Genomic DNA, 14,622 nt, shown 5'->3' with positions numbered 1-14,622 from the left:
TTAAAGCGGGATAAAGAGCATTCATTCCTAAAGGAGGAATTATATAATGGCAAACCCAACTGAAAAGATTGTTAAAGGCGGCAGCTTCCTGCTGGAGGAGGTAACACCAGACCAGATTTTCACTCCTGAAGACTATACCGATGAGCAGATCATGATTGCGAAAACAACGGAAGATTTCGTCCAAAATGAAGTCCGTCCGCAAATCGAACACCTTGAAAACCATGAGTTTGACCGGACTGTCAAACTTTTGAAGCAAGCTGGTGACCTGGGCCTTCTAGGTGCGGATGTACCTGAAGAATACGGCGGCCTGGGGCTTGATAAAATCAGTTCTTCCCTGATCACGGAAAAGATGTCAGGCTCTGGCGGCTTCTCGCTTTCCCATGGAGCACATGTTGGAATCGGGTCCCTGCCAATCGTCCTTTTCGGGAATAAGGAACAGAAGGAAAAGTACCTGCCTGCATTGGCATCAGGAGAAATGATTGCCGCTTATGCGCTGACAGAGCCTGGCTCAGGTTCTGATGCCCTGGCTGCCAAAACCACGGCAAGGCTGAATGCGGAAGGAACGCACTATATCCTGAACGGTGAAAAGCAATGGATTACAAACGCGGGCTTTGCGGATGTGTTCGTCGTTTATGCCAAGATTGATGGCGAGCAATTCTCTGCTTTCATTGTTGAAAGGGAGTTCCCGGGCGTTTCCACAGGTGCGGAAGAAAAGAAGATGGGAATCAAGAGCTCTTCCACACGCACATTGATTCTTGAAGACGTCCCTGTACCAGTTGAAAACCTGCTGTTCGAGCCAGGGAAAGGCCATTTAATCGCTTTCAATATCCTGAACATTGGCCGCTATAAATTGGGAGTTGGCGGAATCGGAGGCTCCAAGAAGGCATTCGAGCTGACTGTGAAATATGCCAACCAGCGCCAGCAGTTCAAAACTCCAATCTCACAGTTCAACCTGACGAAGGAAAAGCTTGCTACTCTTGCTTCTGAAATCTATGCTACTGAAAGCTCCGTCTACCGCACAGTTGGCCTGTATGAGAACAGCATGGGCCGGATGACGGAAGAAGAGCTGAATGATGGCAATAAAGTGGCCGCAGTGGTTGCCGAATATGCCATTGAGTGTTCCCTGAATAAGGTTTTTGCTTCGGAGACACTGGACCATGTAGTGGATGAAGGAGTCCAGATTCATGGCGGATATGGTTTCATGCAGGAATACGAAATTGAGCGAGCCTATCGTGATGCCCGCATCAACCGCATTTTCGAAGGAACAAACGAAATCAACCGCATGCTTGTTCCCGGAACCTATATGAGAAAAGCGCTTAAGGGCGAACTTCCATTGTTCCAGAAAGCCCAGCAGCTTCAGGAAGAATTGATGATGATGATGCCCCAAGAGCCAGGCGATGAACCGCTCGCACAGGAAAAATATCTTGTAGCCAATGCCAAGAAAATTGCCTTGCTGGCAATCGGATTGGCCGCACAAAAGTTTGGCAAGGCCCTTGACAGGGAACAGGAGGTTCTTGTAAATATTGCCGATATCGTTTCCAACGCCTATGCCATGGAATCAGTTGTTCTTAGAACCGAGAAGGCCATTCAAAAGTCAGGTCTCGAGAAGAGCAAGCAAAAACTTCTCTATACCCAAATATTCTGCCAGGAAGCCTTTATTAAAATTGAGCAGGATGCCAAAGAAACACTTGTGGCGGCGGAAGAGGGAGACACGCTTCGCATGCTGATGTCCGCATTCCGCAAAGTGACACGCTATACACCAATCAATGTGATTCCGAAAAAGCGAGAAGCAGCTGACAGGCTGATTGAAGCTGAACGTTTCGTTGTCTAACAAAATGATTATGACAGGCCCCCCGGGAGGTGGCCTGTTTTTATTTAAAGAAAAATGAAAATTTTCCTCAGGAATATTAGAATTTGCCTATAGGATATGGTAATATCCGTTTAGAGGGTACTATGTCAGGAAAAGATAGGGTGGTGGTGAAATGTCGTTAACTTTTTATTGGTATCCCAAATGCGGTACATGCCGGAATGCTAAAAAATGGCTGGATGCCAACAATATCCAATATACAGAAGTACATATTGTCGAGAGCCCTCCCTCAAGGGAAGAGCTTGAACGCTTCTATAAGGCGAGCGGGCTTGAACTGAAGAAATTTTTTAACACGAGCGGCCAGAAATATCGCGAGCTCGGGTTGAAGGATAAGGTGAAAACAGCATCAGAATCGGAACTTCTCGATCTTTTGGCATCCGACGGCATGCTGATCAAGCGCCCTTTGCTGACTGATGGAAACAAAGTTACAGTAGGTTTCAAAGAAGAAGAGTACGAAAAAAATTGGCTGAAGTAAGAAAAAGCAAAGCATCGGTGATTGAATCATCATAAATTAATTGGAGGGATCATTAAATGACTACACCAAAAGATTTACGTTATTCCAAAGAGCATGAGTGGGTAAAGACAGAAGGAGAAAACGTACGTATTGGCATCACTCATTTTGCACAATCTGAGCTTGGCGATATCGTGTTCGTGGAACTTCCTGAAGTCGGCGACACATTAACAGCGGATGAGCCATTCGGCAGTGTGGAATCCGTTAAGACTGTGTCTGAACTTTATGCGCCAATCAGCGGCAAAGTGGTTGAGGTTAACGAAGACCTGAATGACAGCCCTGAATTCGTGAATGAATCACCATATGAAAAAGCATGGATGGTTGTAATCGAGCCTTCCGATGCAAGCGAAGTGGACAAGCTTATGTCCTCTGAAGAATATGACCAAATGATTAATGAATAAGCAAAAAAGCATTCCGTTTTTACGGGATGCTTTTTTTGTCCTATATATATTTTTCACCGTTAATTACCACTACTTGCAGGCTAAGGTTCGGGCAGAATACGTGTAAGGACAAAAAAGAGGTGAGAAGAGTGACATTGGAACAACGGAAGCTTGATGTTACCGACCGTATTGTCGGCAAATTGAACAATGGGGAGATCCAGCTGTATTTGGAGGATGAAAAGGTTGGCACCATCACACTGCCGCAGGGCAGCACTTTTCAGCTTGAACACCACTTTGAAACGAACCAGCAAAGAATCTTCCAGCATGTCTCCGTTCCGGCTAAGTCCGAGCCTAGATATACTGATTGTGACGAAGGCGGCTGGTGTTGAAAAAAAAACAGCGGACTGCTTCCGCTGTTTTTTGTCCATTACAGGGCAATTTTTTTGCAATATCTCTCTGGAAACAGGACAATAAAGATAGGAAAGCAAAACAGCACAAACTGTGTTCAAATGATTATAATAATGTAAAGTAATGTCGTCTGGCGGTGGAAATCAGGATGGAAGAGAATCATAAAGTCATTATTGTAGAAGGCTCTTCAGATAAAAGAAAGGTCCAGAACATTCTGAACGAGCCTGTGGAAATCATTTGTACAAATGGCACAATAGGCCTTTCACGGCTTGATGAGCTGATTGAGAGCCTTTTTCATAAAGATGTCTATATACTTGTTGACGCGGACGATTCCGGGGAAAAACTCAGGAAGCAGTTTAAGCGCGAGTTCCCGGAAGCCAGCCATCTTTATATTGATAAAATGTACAGGGAAGTGGCGACAGCCCCCGAGAAACACTTGGCAACCGTATTGCTTGGCGCAAACATTGATGTCCATGCGGAGTTTTTGGAAAAAGGATGAGGAATGGATGAAAGATTGGACACAGACGGAATTTGAACAATTTATCCAAAACAGAGGCACCGGCCTAATGTATTTTTACACGCCGCTTTGCGGTACATGCCTAATGGCTTCAAAAATGCTCGAGGTCGTACAAAAGCTTTACCCCAAGCTTCCGCTGGGCAAGGCGGACCTCAATTATATGCCCGGGCTGGCGGAAGGGCTTGAAATTAAAAGCGTACCATGCCTGCTGCTCATCTCCGGCGGGGAAATTGTCGAAAAGATTTATGCTTTCCATTCTGTCCCTTTTTTGCATGAGCAAATTCAGCAAAAAATAGTATAAGCAGCGGGAATTTGACATATTTCCCGGAAAATGAAAGGACAATGCCTTGGGTATTGTCTATTTTGTTTTTTTTCTACCAAGATTTCCTGTCTCGTGTTATTGTTTTTATAATCAGAACTTTTAATAAAAACAAAAAAAGGAGAGATGGGAAAATGGCTGAGAAAAAGGAATATCATTTGGAAACTCTGGGAGTACATGGGGGGCTTGCCGCGGATCCGTCAACTGGGGCGAGGGCGCTGCCAATCTACATGAGCAATGCCTATCAGTTCAAAAATACGGACCATGCGGCCGACCTGTTTGCATTGAAGGAAAATGGCTACATATACACCCGCATCCACAATCCGACCGTGACTGTATTTGAAGAACGGGTTGCCATGCTTGAGGGCGGAATTGGATCCCTTGCTGTTGCCAGCGGAATGGCGGCGATCACGATGGCCATTTTAAATATTGCCCATGCAGGTGATGAGATAGTCTCTGCCTCGCAATTATACGGAGGAACTTACAATTTGTTTGCCGTTACGCTCCCCCGTTATGGAATCAAAGTGAAGTTTGTCGATTCAACCGACCCTGAAAATTTCCGTGCCGCCATTACAGACAAGACGAAAGCCATTTTTGCCGAAACGATCGGCAATCCAAGCTTGCGTGTTCTTGATATCGGGAAAACGGCGGAAATTGCCCATGAAGAAGGAATACCGCTCATTATTGACAATACTTTTGCCACTCCATATCTCTGCCGGCCAATTGAACATGGAGCCGACATTGTCATTCACTCAGCCACTAAATGGCTGCTAGGCAATGGAACGGCATTGGGAGGCATTATCGTGGATGGGGGCAAGTTTGACTGGAATTCACCAAAGTTCCCTGGATTCACAACTCCTGATGCCAGTTACCATAATCTCGTTTACAGCGAAGCCCTCGGTGCAGCTGCCTTTATCGCGAAAGCCCGTGTCCAGCTTTTGCGTGATATCGGCCCAGCTCTCAGCCCGCAAAATGCGTTCCAGTTCACCCTTGGCCTGGAAACGCTGCATGTGCGCATGAAAGAGCATATAGCCAATACAAGGAAAGTAGTAGAGTATCTTGAGGCCCACCCGGCTGTTTCCTGGATATCCTATCCTGGCCATGCGTCACATCCTGATGAGAAGCTTGCCCAAAAGTACCTGCCAAAAGGGGCTGGCTCCGTTGTTGTTTTCGGTATTGAAGGCGGACGGGAAGCCGGTGCAAAACTGATTAATTCGGTTGAACTATGGTCCCACCTTGCCAATGTCGGAGACGCAAAAAGCTTAATCATCCATCCGGCCAGCACGACCCACCAGCAGCTTGACGCGGAGGGATTAAAAGCTGCTGGAGTTCCGGAAGACCTCATCCGGCTGTCGATAGGCATTGAGCATGTTGATGATTTGATTGCGGACCTTGAACAAGCCATCCAGCAGGCAACAGGTATTCCTGCACCGGCAAACCAGCAGGCCTGAAAAAAGTGGAAACGATTCATGTAATATATTTTTGTTGACACCCATTTTTATTCCGTGATAGAATCACACTCGTATTATTAATCCGCATAAACAAAAATTATATATATCGCTCTTATCAAGAGAGGTGGAGGGAAGTGCCCTATGAAGCCCGGCAACCGTCAATATTCGTATTGAAATGGTGCCAATTCACGCAAAGCGAATGCTTTGGGAGATGAGAGAAAGGTTTTTAAATATCATGCCTTTCTGCTCGCTGCAGGAGGGCTTTTATTATGCAAACGGATGGTTGCCGCCTTGGCGCCGTGATGTAGTTTGAATGTTTTCTTCACGGTACAGGAAAGCTAAGCCAAGGGGGCTTCCTTAAGCTAGTATATCGGTTTGTTTAGCGGTCAAGCTATTGGGAATAAGAGAGGGTGAAACAAATTTGATTTCAATCAAGGATGTCATTAAAACATATGCCTCCAGAAATGGCGATGTCAAGGCTGTCGATAAGGTCAACCTTGAAATAGAAGAGGGAGAAATCTTTGGTGTCATCGGCTATAGCGGTGCTGGGAAGAGCACACTGATCAGGATGCTGAATGGACTGGAGATTCCCACCGAAGGAACCATTAATGTGGCTGGACGCGAAGTTTCCCGGATAAAAGGAGCTGAACTTCGGAGGGCAAGGCAGGAAATTTCGATGATTTTCCAGCATTTTAATTTATTGTGGTCAAGGACAGTAGCGGAAAATATCGCTTTTCCGCTTGAAATAGCAGGAGTAGCTAAGCAGGAGAGGGAAAAGAAGGTAAACGAATTGATCAGCCTTGTAGGTCTGGATGGCCGCGGTGACGCTTATCCCTCCCAGCTGAGCGGCGGCCAGAAACAGAGGGTTGGAATTGCACGTGCGCTGGCTAATAACCCGAAGGTGCTTCTCTGTGATGAAGCGACTTCGGCTCTTGATCCACAGACAACGGATTCCATCCTTGACCTTCTGGTAGATATTAATAGGCGTCTGGGATTGACCATTGTGCTCATCACACATGAAATGCACGTTATCCGGAAAATCTGCCATCGTGTTGCCGTAATGGAAGGCGGAAAAATAGTAGAGTCAGGCCCCGTCCTGAATGTATTTAAAAATCCCCAGCAGCCTATTACTAAAAGGTTCGTCCAGCAGGTGACCGAGCCGGAAGAGACAAAAGAAACGGTTGAGCACCTGCTTCAGCGCTATCCTCATGGAAAAGTGGTGCAGCTTACTTTTGTCGGAGAGGGCGCAGAACAGCCATTGATCACGAATACAATCCGGAACTACCCGGTTATGGTGAACATCCTGCAAGGAAAAATCACCCAGACACAGGAAGGGGCTTATGGAACTTTATTCATCCATCTTGATGGTGAAGAGGAAGTCAGCCTGGAAGCCATTAAGTATATGTCCTCACAGGGAGTAGGAGTGGAGGTGATTACAAATGCTTGAAACCTTCTTTCCTAATGTAAAGTTGGACAGGATGTGGGAAGCTACAACGGAGACTCTATATATGACGGCAATCTCTGTTCTTGCAACCTTTGTATTGGGCATTATACTTGGTTTATTGCTTTTCCTGACAGCGAAGGGGAATATTTGGCAAAACAGGCCTGTTAATCTGGTGATCAGTACATTCGTCAATGTTTTCAGATCTATTCCTTTTATCATCCTGATTGTCTTATTAATTCCTTTTACTAAGTTCATCATGGGAACGATGATTGGCGAAAATGCAGCGTTGCCGGCTCTCATAATTGGTGCTGCCCCATTCTACGCAAGAATGGTAGAAATAGGACTAAGGGAGATTGATAAAGGCGTCATCGAGGCTGCACGGTCAATGGGAGCAAAAACAAGTACGGTAATCTGGAAGGTTCTGCTGCCAGAATCAATGCCGGCCCTCGTATCGGGCATTACTGTTACGGCCATTGCCCTTGTCGGGTTTACGGCAATGGCTGGTGTAATCGGGGCGGGAGGACTTGGAAACCTGGCATTCCTTGAAGGCTTCCAGCGGGGCCGCGGCGATGTAACCTTGTTTGCTACGGTTGTTATTCTGGCGATCGTGTTCGTTATCCAATTTATTGGTGACTATATAACATCAAAACTAGACAAACGTTAAAGGAGTGTAAAACATGAAAAAATGGCTTAGTACAATTTTTGCAGCAGTTTTCATTCTTGTTCTTGCAGCGTGCGGAACAAACGGAGACGAGGGCAACCAGGCAAATGAAGGCGGAACGAGCGAAGAGAACGCTGAAACCCAGGAGTTGACTGTTGGTGCCTCCAACGTGCCGCATGCGGAAATCCTTGAAGAGGCAAAGCCGCTCTTGGAGAAAAAAGGCATCACTCTTAATATTGAAACATTCCAGGACTATGTCATTCCTAACCAGGCGCTTGATTCCGGAGAACTGGATGCGAACTACTTCCAGCACATCCCTTACCTTGAAGCCCAAATGGCAGAGCATGGCTACAAATTTGAAAATGCAGGCGGCATCCACATTGAACCGATTGGCATTTATTCACAAGAGGTAAAGAACCTTGAAGACCTTCCTGATGGGGCCCAAATCATCCTTAGCTCCTCAGTGGCAGACCATGGCCGCGCGCTTTCCCTGCTTGAAAAGGAAGGTTTGATTACGATTAAAGAAGGCGTCGACAAAACCAAAGCCACACTTGAGGATGTGGTTAAAAATCCCAAGAACCTGAAATTTGATGCTGAGTATGAAGCGGCACTACTTCCGCAAATCTACAATAATGGCGAAGGAGATGCGGTCCTGATCAATTCCAACTATGCAATTGATGCAGGCTTGAACCCGCTTGAAGATTCCATCGCCATCGAAGAGAGCGACTCCCCATACGTTAATGTCATTGCAGTCAGGGAAGGCGACAAGGACAAGGAAGCCATCAAGACTCTCGTAGAAGTACTTCGTTCTCAGGAAATCCAGGACTTCATCCTTGAAAAATATGAAGGTGCCGTTGTCCCGGTATCGGAATAGCTTTAAAGAAAGGCGGGCTTATGCCCGTTTTTTTTATAGTCAGGTTTTCAGCCGATATAACCTAATGAATAGAAGAAACTAGCTTTAAATCCCCAGAATTTTACGAATAGGCCGGATTAGCGGGTGCTGAGCCTCATTCAGCCCCCCTTAGCCAAAAATTTCCGGTTTTTTCGACTTTGTGAAGGGTAAAGAAGGAGTGTTACGATATTAATGTAAAAAAAACGCCTGCGAGCGAAAATATGAAGGGATGATTCGTTATTAGTTTTCTACAGATGAACTATACGGATAGAATGGACAAAGCAATGCAAAGTGCCCACGGTGTATGTTTGGAAGTATATTGTGCCAAGCATGAGGTAAGAATGAAGGTTGAACAGAGACGTGAGGAAGATTACTTGCAAAGCCAGAGAATTTTATCCGATATCGAACGAAAAGTCCATTCCAATTGATTTGGTAAAAAGGAAACCAGTGTTATAATAGCACTGGTTTCTTCTATATATACATGAAAAACTCCCTGTTTGCTAAAAATAAACGGATGAAACTCACTGGTTTCAACCGAAACATTAAGGCCTTTAACGGTTGCCATTAGATTTAATTTGTTATAAGATTGTAATGAGAATAAAGTGAGAATGAAAAGGATAACCGTTAAAACGGATAAATATCTTTTCTTATTAATGGAGGTAAGAATTATGGGTGGATCTGTATTATCAATTAAGGACCTTCATGTTGAGATTGAAGGCAAAGAAATCCTTAAAGGTGTAAACCTTGAAATCAAAGGTGGCGAAATCCATGCCATCATGGGGCCGAACGGAACAGGTAAATCGACATTGTCTTCAGCTATTATGGGACATCCGAAATACGAAGTCACAAGCGGAAGCATCACTTTAGATGGTGAAAACGTCCTTGAAATGGAAGTGGACGAAAGAGCCCGCGCTGGTCTGTTCCTTGCAATGCAATATCCAAGTGAAATCAGCGGTGTGACCAATGCTGACTTCCTTCGTTCCGCAATCAACAGCCGCCGTGAAGAAGGACAGGAAATTTCATTGATGAAATTCATCCGTCAAATGGACTCCAAAATGGAATTCCTAGAGATGGATCCGAACATGGCTCAGCGTTACCTTAACGAAGGATTCTCCGGCGGTGAAAAGAAACGCAATGAAATCCTGCAATTGATGATGCTTGAACCAAAAATCGCCATCCTGGACGAAATCGACTCAGGGCTTGATATCGATGCGCTTAAGGTTGTTTCCAATGGAATCAATGAAATGCGCGGTTCCGATTTCGGCTGCCTGATCATCACACACTATCAGCGCCTGTTAAATTATATCACACCTGATCATGTACATGTCATGATGCAGGGCAAAGTTGTCAAGTCCGGCGGACCAGAGCTTGCACAACGTCTGGAAGCCGAAGGATACGACTGGATTAAGCAAGAGTTGGGAATCGAAGACGAAACAGTTGGGCAGGAAGCGTAAGCCTTAGGGGAGGATCAATATGACTACTGAAACAAAGCTGCCTTTTGATCAGGAATATATTACTTCCTTTTCAAAAGATATGAATGAGCCGGACTGGCTGACAGAATTGCGTGTACAGGCTCTGGAAAAAGCGGATGCGCTTCCGATGCCTAGACCGGATAAAACCAAGATTGACAAATGGAACTTCACCCAGTTTGCAAATCTGCTTGTAAAGAGCGAAGCATTCGCAAGCCTCGATGAGCTGCCGGAGGACGTGAAGGCCCTTGTGAACCTGGAAGCGAAGGACAGCAGCCTTTATATCCAGCGTAACAATAAGCCCGCCTACATTTCCGTATCCAAGGAATTGCGGGAAAAAGGTGTCGTATTTACCGACATTTTCACAGCAGCCCGCGAACATGGCGAATTGCTGAAAAAATATTTCATGACAGCTGTTAAAAGTGATGAGCATCGTTTGACAGCCTTGCATGCTGCTTTCATGAATGGCGGAGCATTCCTTTATGTTCCTAAAAATGTGGAGATCACCCAGCCGGTCCAAGCCATTTTCGTGCACGACAATGCAGAAGCCAATGTTTTCAATCATGTACTGGTTGTGGCAGAAGACAACAGCTCTGTAGTTTATGTAGAAAACTACATTTCAACGGTTCCGCAAGCGGACAGCCAGTTCAATATCGTTACTGAAGCGGTTGCCGGAAACAATGCGAGAATCCAGTATGGCGCTGTCGACACATTGGCAAAGGGTGTTACAACCTATGTCAACCGCCGCGGCATCGCTGCCCGTGATGCGAGGATCGAATGGGCACTTGGCATGATGAATGATGGAAACACAGTATCCGAGAATGTGACAAACCTTGTCGGTGACGGCTCTTATGGCGATGCAAAAACCGTAGTGGTTGGCCGCGGCGAGCAGGTTCAAAACTTCACGACGAACATTGTCCATTTTGGAAAGCGTTCCGAAGGCTACATTTTAAAGCACGGTGTTGTGAAAGACAGTGCGACTTCAATCTTTAACGGTATCGGGAAAATCGAACACGGTGCTTCAAAATCGAACGCAGAGCAGGAGTCCCGCGTATTGATGCTGAGTGAAAAGGCCCGCGGCGATGCCAACCCAATCCTTTTGATTGATGAGGACGATGTGACAGCCGGTCACGCTGCTTCCGTTGGCAGGGTAGATCCACTTCAATTGTATTACCTGATGAGCCGCGGAATTTCACAAGCTGAGGCAGAAAGGCTTGTGATTCACGGTTTCCTTGCTCCAGTCGTTAACGAGCTTCCGATCGAAGGAGTCAAGAAACAGCTGGTTGAAGTGATTGAAAGGAAAGTTAAATAATGAACGCCCGGGAGATTCGTGAACTGTTTCCGATACTGAACCAGGAAGTCAACGGGAATCCGCTAGTCTACCTTGACAGTGCGGCAACCTCCCAGAAGCCTGTCCAAGTGATTGAAGCTTTGGATAAATATTACCGCGAATACAACTCCAACGTTCACCGTGGAGTTCATACTCTTGGTACCAGGGCGACAGACGGCTACGAAGGTGCCCGTGAAAAGGTAAGGAAATTCATTAATGCAAAATCCATTCAGGAAGTGATTTTCACAAGAGGAACAACCACCTCCCTTAATACTGTTGCAGCCAGCTATGGACGCGCAAATTTAAGTGAGGGGGATGAAATTGTCATTTCCTATATGGAGCACCACAGCAATATCATTCCGTGGCAGCAGGTGGCCAAAGCGACTGGCGCCACGCTGAAATACCTGCCTCTTCAGGGAGATGGAAGCATTTCTCTTGAGGATGCGAAAAATACGATCACAACAAACACGAAAATCGTTTCAGTCATGCAGGTTTCAAACGTACTCGGCGTGATTAACCCGGTGAAGGAAATCGCCCGGATTGCCCATGAAAATGGCGCCATCATGGTAGTAGACGGAGCTCAGAGTGCACCGCATCTCAATGTCGATGTCCAGGACCTTGATTGTGATTTCTTTGCTTTTTCAAGCCATAAGATGTGCGGCCCTACTGGAATTGGGGTCTTGTATGGCAAGAAGCATTTGCTGGAACAAATGGAGCCAGTCGAATTTGGCGGAGAGATGATCGACTTTGTCGGCCTGTACGAATCAACCTGGAAAGAGCTGCCGTGGAAATTTGAAGGCGGTACTCCGATTATAGCTGGCGCCATCGGCCTGGGAGCGGCAATCGACTTCCTCAATGAAGTAGGGATGGAGCATCTTGAGGCTCACGAACACAAACTGGCTGCCTATGCCATGGAGAAGATGTCCACTGTTGAAGGATTGACTATTTACGGCCCTAAGGATGCATCCAACCGTGCAGGTGTCGTCACCTTCAATCTGGAAGATGTCCATCCGCATGATGTGGCTACCGTGCTGGATGCAGAGGGAATTGCCGTGCGTGCCGGACACCATTGTGCCCAGCCGCTGATGAAATGGCTGAACGTGTCGGCCACTGCCCGGGCAAGTTTCTATCTGTATAACACGGAAGATGATATTGATAAACTGGTTGCTGGACTTGTCAAAACAAAGGAGTATTTCAGCGATGTCTTTTAATAACCTAGATACCCTGTACCGCCAAGTCATCATGGATCATTATAAAAACCCGCGGAACAAAGGGATCCTTGAGGAAGATGGCAGCCTGACAATCAACATGAACAACCCGACCTGCGGGGACCGGATCCAGCTGACGATGAAAGTCGAAGATGGAAAGGTATCAGACGCGAAGTTTGAAGGGGAAGGATGTTCCATTTCGATGTCATCAGCCTCTATGATGACGCAGGCCATTAAAGGGAGAACCGTAGAAGACGCAATCAAGCTCTCAAAGATTTTCTCTGATATGATGCTGGGCAAGGAATATGACGAAGAGGACCTGGATTTGGGCGATATTGAAGCTCTCCAGGGTGTAGCCAAATTCCCGGCGAGAATTAAGTGCGCCACCCTTGCATGGAAAGCGATGGAAAAAGGCCTGAACGAAGACAGCCAATAAGCTTTCAGCGCGACACGAGAGGAAAAACAAGGGAAGCAGACAACTTCTGCTTCAATAAGAATGGAGGAATTCGACGATGGCTAAAAAAATGCCTGAGATCGGTGATTATAAATATGGCTTTGCCGATAAAGACGTTTCCATCTTCCGGTCTAAACGAGGATTGACTCGTGAAATCGTTGAAGAGATTTCCAAGATGAAGGAAGAGCCTCAGTGGATGCTTGATTTCCGCCTGAAGTCCCTTGAGCATTTTTACAATATGCCAATGCCGCAATGGGGCGGAGATTTAAATTCATTGAACTTTGACGAAATTACTTATTATGTCAAGCCTTCCGAGAAGTCGGAAAAATCCTGGGATGAGGTTCCGGACGAAATCAAGCGCACATTCGACAAGCTTGGTATTCCGGAAGCTGAGCAAAAATACCTTGCAGGTGTTTCCGCACAGTACGAATCCGAGGTTGTTTACCACAACATGAAGGAAGACCTTGAAGAACTGGGAATTGTCTTCAAGGACACAGATTCCGCCCTTAAGGAAAACGAAGATATTTTCCGTGAGCACTGGGCAAAAGTAATTCCGCCGACTGATAATAAGTTTGCAGCCCTCAACTCTGCAGTATGGTCCGGCGGCTCGTTCATCTACGTGCCAAAGGGAATCAAAGTGGATACTCCGCTTCAGGCGTATTTCCGCATCAACTCCGAAAACATGGGTCAGTTTGAGCGTACCCTGATCATTGTTGATGAAGGTGCACATGTACACTACGTCGAAGGCTGTACGGCTCCTGTGTACACAACCAACTCCCTGCATAGTGCGGTGGTTGAAATCATCATCAAAAAAGATGCTTACTGCCGGTATACAACGATCCAGAACTGGGCCAACAACGTATACAACCTTGTTACAAAGCGTGCGGTATGTGAAGCGAATGCCACGATGGAATGGATCGACGGCAACATCGGGTCCAAGCTGACGATGAAATATCCTGCGGTTATTTTAAAAGGCGAAGGAGCAAGAGGAATGACTCTTTCCATTGCCCTTGCCGGAAAAGGCCAGCACCAGGATGCAGGTGCGAAAATGATCCATCTTGCGCCAAACACATCATCCACAATCGTTTCCAAGTCAATTTCAAAGCAGGGCGGAAAGGTTACGTACCGCGGAATTGTCCACTTCGGACGCAAAGCGGATGGCGCCCGTTCCAACATCGAGTGCGATACGCTGATCATGGATAACAGCTCTACTTCCGATACAATTCCTTATAACGAAATCCTGAATGACAATATTTCGCTTGAGCATGAAGCGAAGGTCTCGAAGGTTTCCGAAGAACAGCTCTTCTACCTGATGAGCCGCGGAGTTTCTGAAGAAGAAGCAACAGAGATGATCGTAATGGGCTTCATCGAGCCTTTCACAAAAGAACTTCCAATGGAATATGCCGTTGAAATGAACCGTCTGATCAAGTTTGAGATGGAAGGTTCCATCGGTTAATTCATTTTTGGAGATAGAGGAAAAGGCCGCCTGCATGAACAGCAGGCGGCTTTCTTTTGCTTTGGGGATCTTTTTAAGAGTACAGACGGTCTTGATGCCCCAAAGTAAGGGAGAGCCGGAAAGAAGCATTGACAGCCCTTCTCAGTGCCCAAAAATCGGGGGAGGCTGGAAAAAAGGGTGCTGACAGCCTCTCTCAGTGCCCAAAAGTAAGGGAAAGCTGAAAAAAAGGCACTGACAGCCTCTCTCAGTGCCCAA

The 14,622-nt window shown here is 46.3% G+C and carries 16 protein-coding genes and 1 riboswitch; all 16 genes read left to right on the top strand.

Going from position 1 to position 14,622, the window contains the following annotated elements; genetic code table 11:
* Nucleotides 1-46: 46 nt before the first annotated feature.
* The 16 genes from WQ57_RS03820 (at nucleotide 47) to sufB (ending at nucleotide 14,367) form a co-directional block, all read left to right on the top strand.
* Nucleotides 47-1,831: an acyl-CoA dehydrogenase family protein gene (locus WQ57_RS03820; protein ID WP_046522402.1), complete on the top strand. Its 1,785-nt coding sequence runs from the start codon at nucleotides 47-49 to the stop codon at nucleotides 1,829-1,831.
* Nucleotides 1,832-1,982: 151 nt separating this feature from the next.
* Nucleotides 1,983-2,342, top strand: a complete 360-nt coding sequence (locus WQ57_RS03815; RefSeq protein ID WP_046522401.1) for an arsenate reductase family protein — start codon at nucleotides 1,983-1,985, stop codon at nucleotides 2,340-2,342.
* A 56-nt stretch (nucleotides 2,343-2,398) separates the two neighbouring features.
* Entirely contained in the window at nucleotides 2,399-2,779 is a 381-nt protein-coding gene (gene gcvH / locus WQ57_RS03810; protein WP_046522400.1) for a glycine cleavage system protein GcvH, read from the top strand.
* Between the two features lie 128 nt (nucleotides 2,780-2,907).
* Nucleotides 2,908-3,147 (top strand): YusG family protein, encoded by a 240-nt coding sequence (locus tag WQ57_RS03805; RefSeq protein ID WP_046522399.1) that lies wholly within the window; start codon nucleotides 2,908-2,910, stop codon nucleotides 3,145-3,147.
* Between the two features lie 167 nt (nucleotides 3,148-3,314).
* Nucleotides 3,315-3,665, top strand: a complete 351-nt coding sequence (locus WQ57_RS03800; RefSeq protein ID WP_156183042.1) for a toprim domain-containing protein — start codon at nucleotides 3,315-3,317, stop codon at nucleotides 3,663-3,665.
* Nucleotides 3,666-3,672: 7 nt separating this feature from the next.
* Complete coding sequence (locus WQ57_RS03795) at nucleotides 3,673-3,984, top strand: thioredoxin family protein (protein ID WP_046522398.1); 312 nt, start codon at nucleotides 3,673-3,675, stop codon at nucleotides 3,982-3,984.
* A gap of 152 nt (nucleotides 3,985-4,136) precedes the next feature.
* Nucleotides 4,137-5,453, top strand: a complete 1,317-nt coding sequence (locus tag WQ57_RS03790; protein ID WP_046522397.1) for an O-acetylhomoserine aminocarboxypropyltransferase/cysteine synthase family protein — start codon at nucleotides 4,137-4,139, stop codon at nucleotides 5,451-5,453.
* A 109-nt stretch (nucleotides 5,454-5,562) separates the two neighbouring features.
* Nucleotides 5,563-5,671, top strand: a riboswitch (SAM riboswitch).
* A gap of 203 nt (nucleotides 5,672-5,874) precedes the next feature.
* Nucleotides 5,875-6,900 (top strand): methionine ABC transporter ATP-binding protein, encoded by a 1,026-nt coding sequence (locus WQ57_RS03785; RefSeq protein WP_046522396.1) that lies wholly within the window; start codon nucleotides 5,875-5,877, stop codon nucleotides 6,898-6,900.
* Nucleotides 6,893-7,561 (top strand): methionine ABC transporter permease, encoded by a 669-nt coding sequence (locus tag WQ57_RS03780; RefSeq protein WP_046522395.1) that lies wholly within the window; start codon nucleotides 6,893-6,895, stop codon nucleotides 7,559-7,561. Before WQ57_RS03785 ends, WQ57_RS03780 begins: the two co-directional genes overlap by 8 nt.
* A gap of 13 nt (nucleotides 7,562-7,574) precedes the next feature.
* Entirely contained in the window at nucleotides 7,575-8,432 is an 858-nt protein-coding gene (locus tag WQ57_RS03775) for a MetQ/NlpA family ABC transporter substrate-binding protein (protein ID WP_046522394.1), read from the top strand.
* Nucleotides 8,433-8,704: 272 nt separating this feature from the next.
* Nucleotides 8,705-8,878, top strand: coding sequence for a YuzK family famiily protein (locus WQ57_RS27550; RefSeq protein ID WP_479494826.1), 174 nt, complete (start codon nucleotides 8,705-8,707; stop codon nucleotides 8,876-8,878).
* 240 nt (nucleotides 8,879-9,118) lie between these two features.
* Complete coding sequence (gene sufC, locus WQ57_RS03770; RefSeq protein WP_046522393.1) at nucleotides 9,119-9,904, top strand: Fe-S cluster assembly ATPase SufC; 786 nt, start codon at nucleotides 9,119-9,121, stop codon at nucleotides 9,902-9,904.
* A 19-nt stretch (nucleotides 9,905-9,923) separates the two neighbouring features.
* The gene (sufD, locus tag WQ57_RS03765; RefSeq protein ID WP_046522392.1) at nucleotides 9,924-11,231 is read left to right on the top strand and encodes a Fe-S cluster assembly protein SufD; all 1,308 of its coding nucleotides are present in this window, start codon (nucleotides 9,924-9,926) and stop codon (nucleotides 11,229-11,231) included.
* Nucleotides 11,231-12,460, top strand: coding sequence for a cysteine desulfurase (locus tag WQ57_RS03760; protein WP_046522391.1), 1,230 nt, complete (start codon nucleotides 11,231-11,233; stop codon nucleotides 12,458-12,460). The genes sufD and WQ57_RS03760 overlap by 1 nt, the downstream gene beginning before the upstream one ends.
* On the top strand, nucleotides 12,450-12,893 hold the full coding sequence (sufU, locus tag WQ57_RS03755) for a Fe-S cluster assembly sulfur transfer protein SufU (RefSeq protein WP_046522390.1): 444 nt from the start codon (nucleotides 12,450-12,452) through the stop codon (nucleotides 12,891-12,893). The genes WQ57_RS03760 and sufU overlap by 11 nt, the downstream gene beginning before the upstream one ends.
* Nucleotides 12,894-12,969: 76 nt before the next feature.
* Complete coding sequence (gene sufB, locus WQ57_RS03750) at nucleotides 12,970-14,367, top strand: Fe-S cluster assembly protein SufB (protein ID WP_046522389.1); 1,398 nt, start codon at nucleotides 12,970-12,972, stop codon at nucleotides 14,365-14,367.
* Nucleotides 14,368-14,622: the final 255 nt, after the last annotated feature.

Source organism: Mesobacillus campisalis (genome assembly GCF_000986785.1).
Classification (GTDB): domain Bacteria; phylum Bacillota; class Bacilli; order Bacillales; family Cytobacillaceae; genus Mesobacillus_B; species Mesobacillus_B campisalis.
Note: the sequence above shows the minus strand (reverse complement) of the source record. Positions and strands in the feature narration are given on the sequence as shown.

Coding starts and splice junctions, on each gene's coding strand:
- WQ57_RS03820 (WP_046522402.1), top strand. CDS start 47: ATGGCAAACCCAACTGAAAAGATTGTTAAAGGCGGCAGCTTCCTGCTG.
- WQ57_RS03815 (WP_046522401.1), top strand. CDS start 1,983: ATGTCGTTAACTTTTTATTGGTATCCCAAATGCGGTACATGCCGGAAT.
- gcvH (WP_046522400.1), top strand. CDS start 2,399: ATGACTACACCAAAAGATTTACGTTATTCCAAAGAGCATGAGTGGGTA.
- WQ57_RS03800 (WP_156183042.1), top strand. CDS start 3,315: ATGGAAGAGAATCATAAAGTCATTATTGTAGAAGGCTCTTCAGATAAA.
- WQ57_RS03795 (WP_046522398.1), top strand. CDS start 3,673: ATGAAAGATTGGACACAGACGGAATTTGAACAATTTATCCAAAACAGA.
- WQ57_RS03790 (WP_046522397.1), top strand. CDS start 4,137: ATGGCTGAGAAAAAGGAATATCATTTGGAAACTCTGGGAGTACATGGG.
- WQ57_RS03780 (WP_046522395.1), top strand. CDS start 6,893: ATGCTTGAAACCTTCTTTCCTAATGTAAAGTTGGACAGGATGTGGGAA.
- WQ57_RS03775 (WP_046522394.1), top strand. CDS start 7,575: ATGAAAAAATGGCTTAGTACAATTTTTGCAGCAGTTTTCATTCTTGTT.
- WQ57_RS27550 (WP_479494826.1), top strand. CDS start 8,705: ATGAACTATACGGATAGAATGGACAAAGCAATGCAAAGTGCCCACGGT.
- sufC (WP_046522393.1), top strand. CDS start 9,119: ATGGGTGGATCTGTATTATCAATTAAGGACCTTCATGTTGAGATTGAA.
- sufD (WP_046522392.1), top strand. CDS start 9,924: ATGACTACTGAAACAAAGCTGCCTTTTGATCAGGAATATATTACTTCC.
- WQ57_RS03760 (WP_046522391.1), top strand. CDS start 11,231: ATGAACGCCCGGGAGATTCGTGAACTGTTTCCGATACTGAACCAGGAA.
- sufU (WP_046522390.1), top strand. CDS start 12,450: ATGTCTTTTAATAACCTAGATACCCTGTACCGCCAAGTCATCATGGAT.
- sufB (WP_046522389.1), top strand. CDS start 12,970: ATGGCTAAAAAAATGCCTGAGATCGGTGATTATAAATATGGCTTTGCC.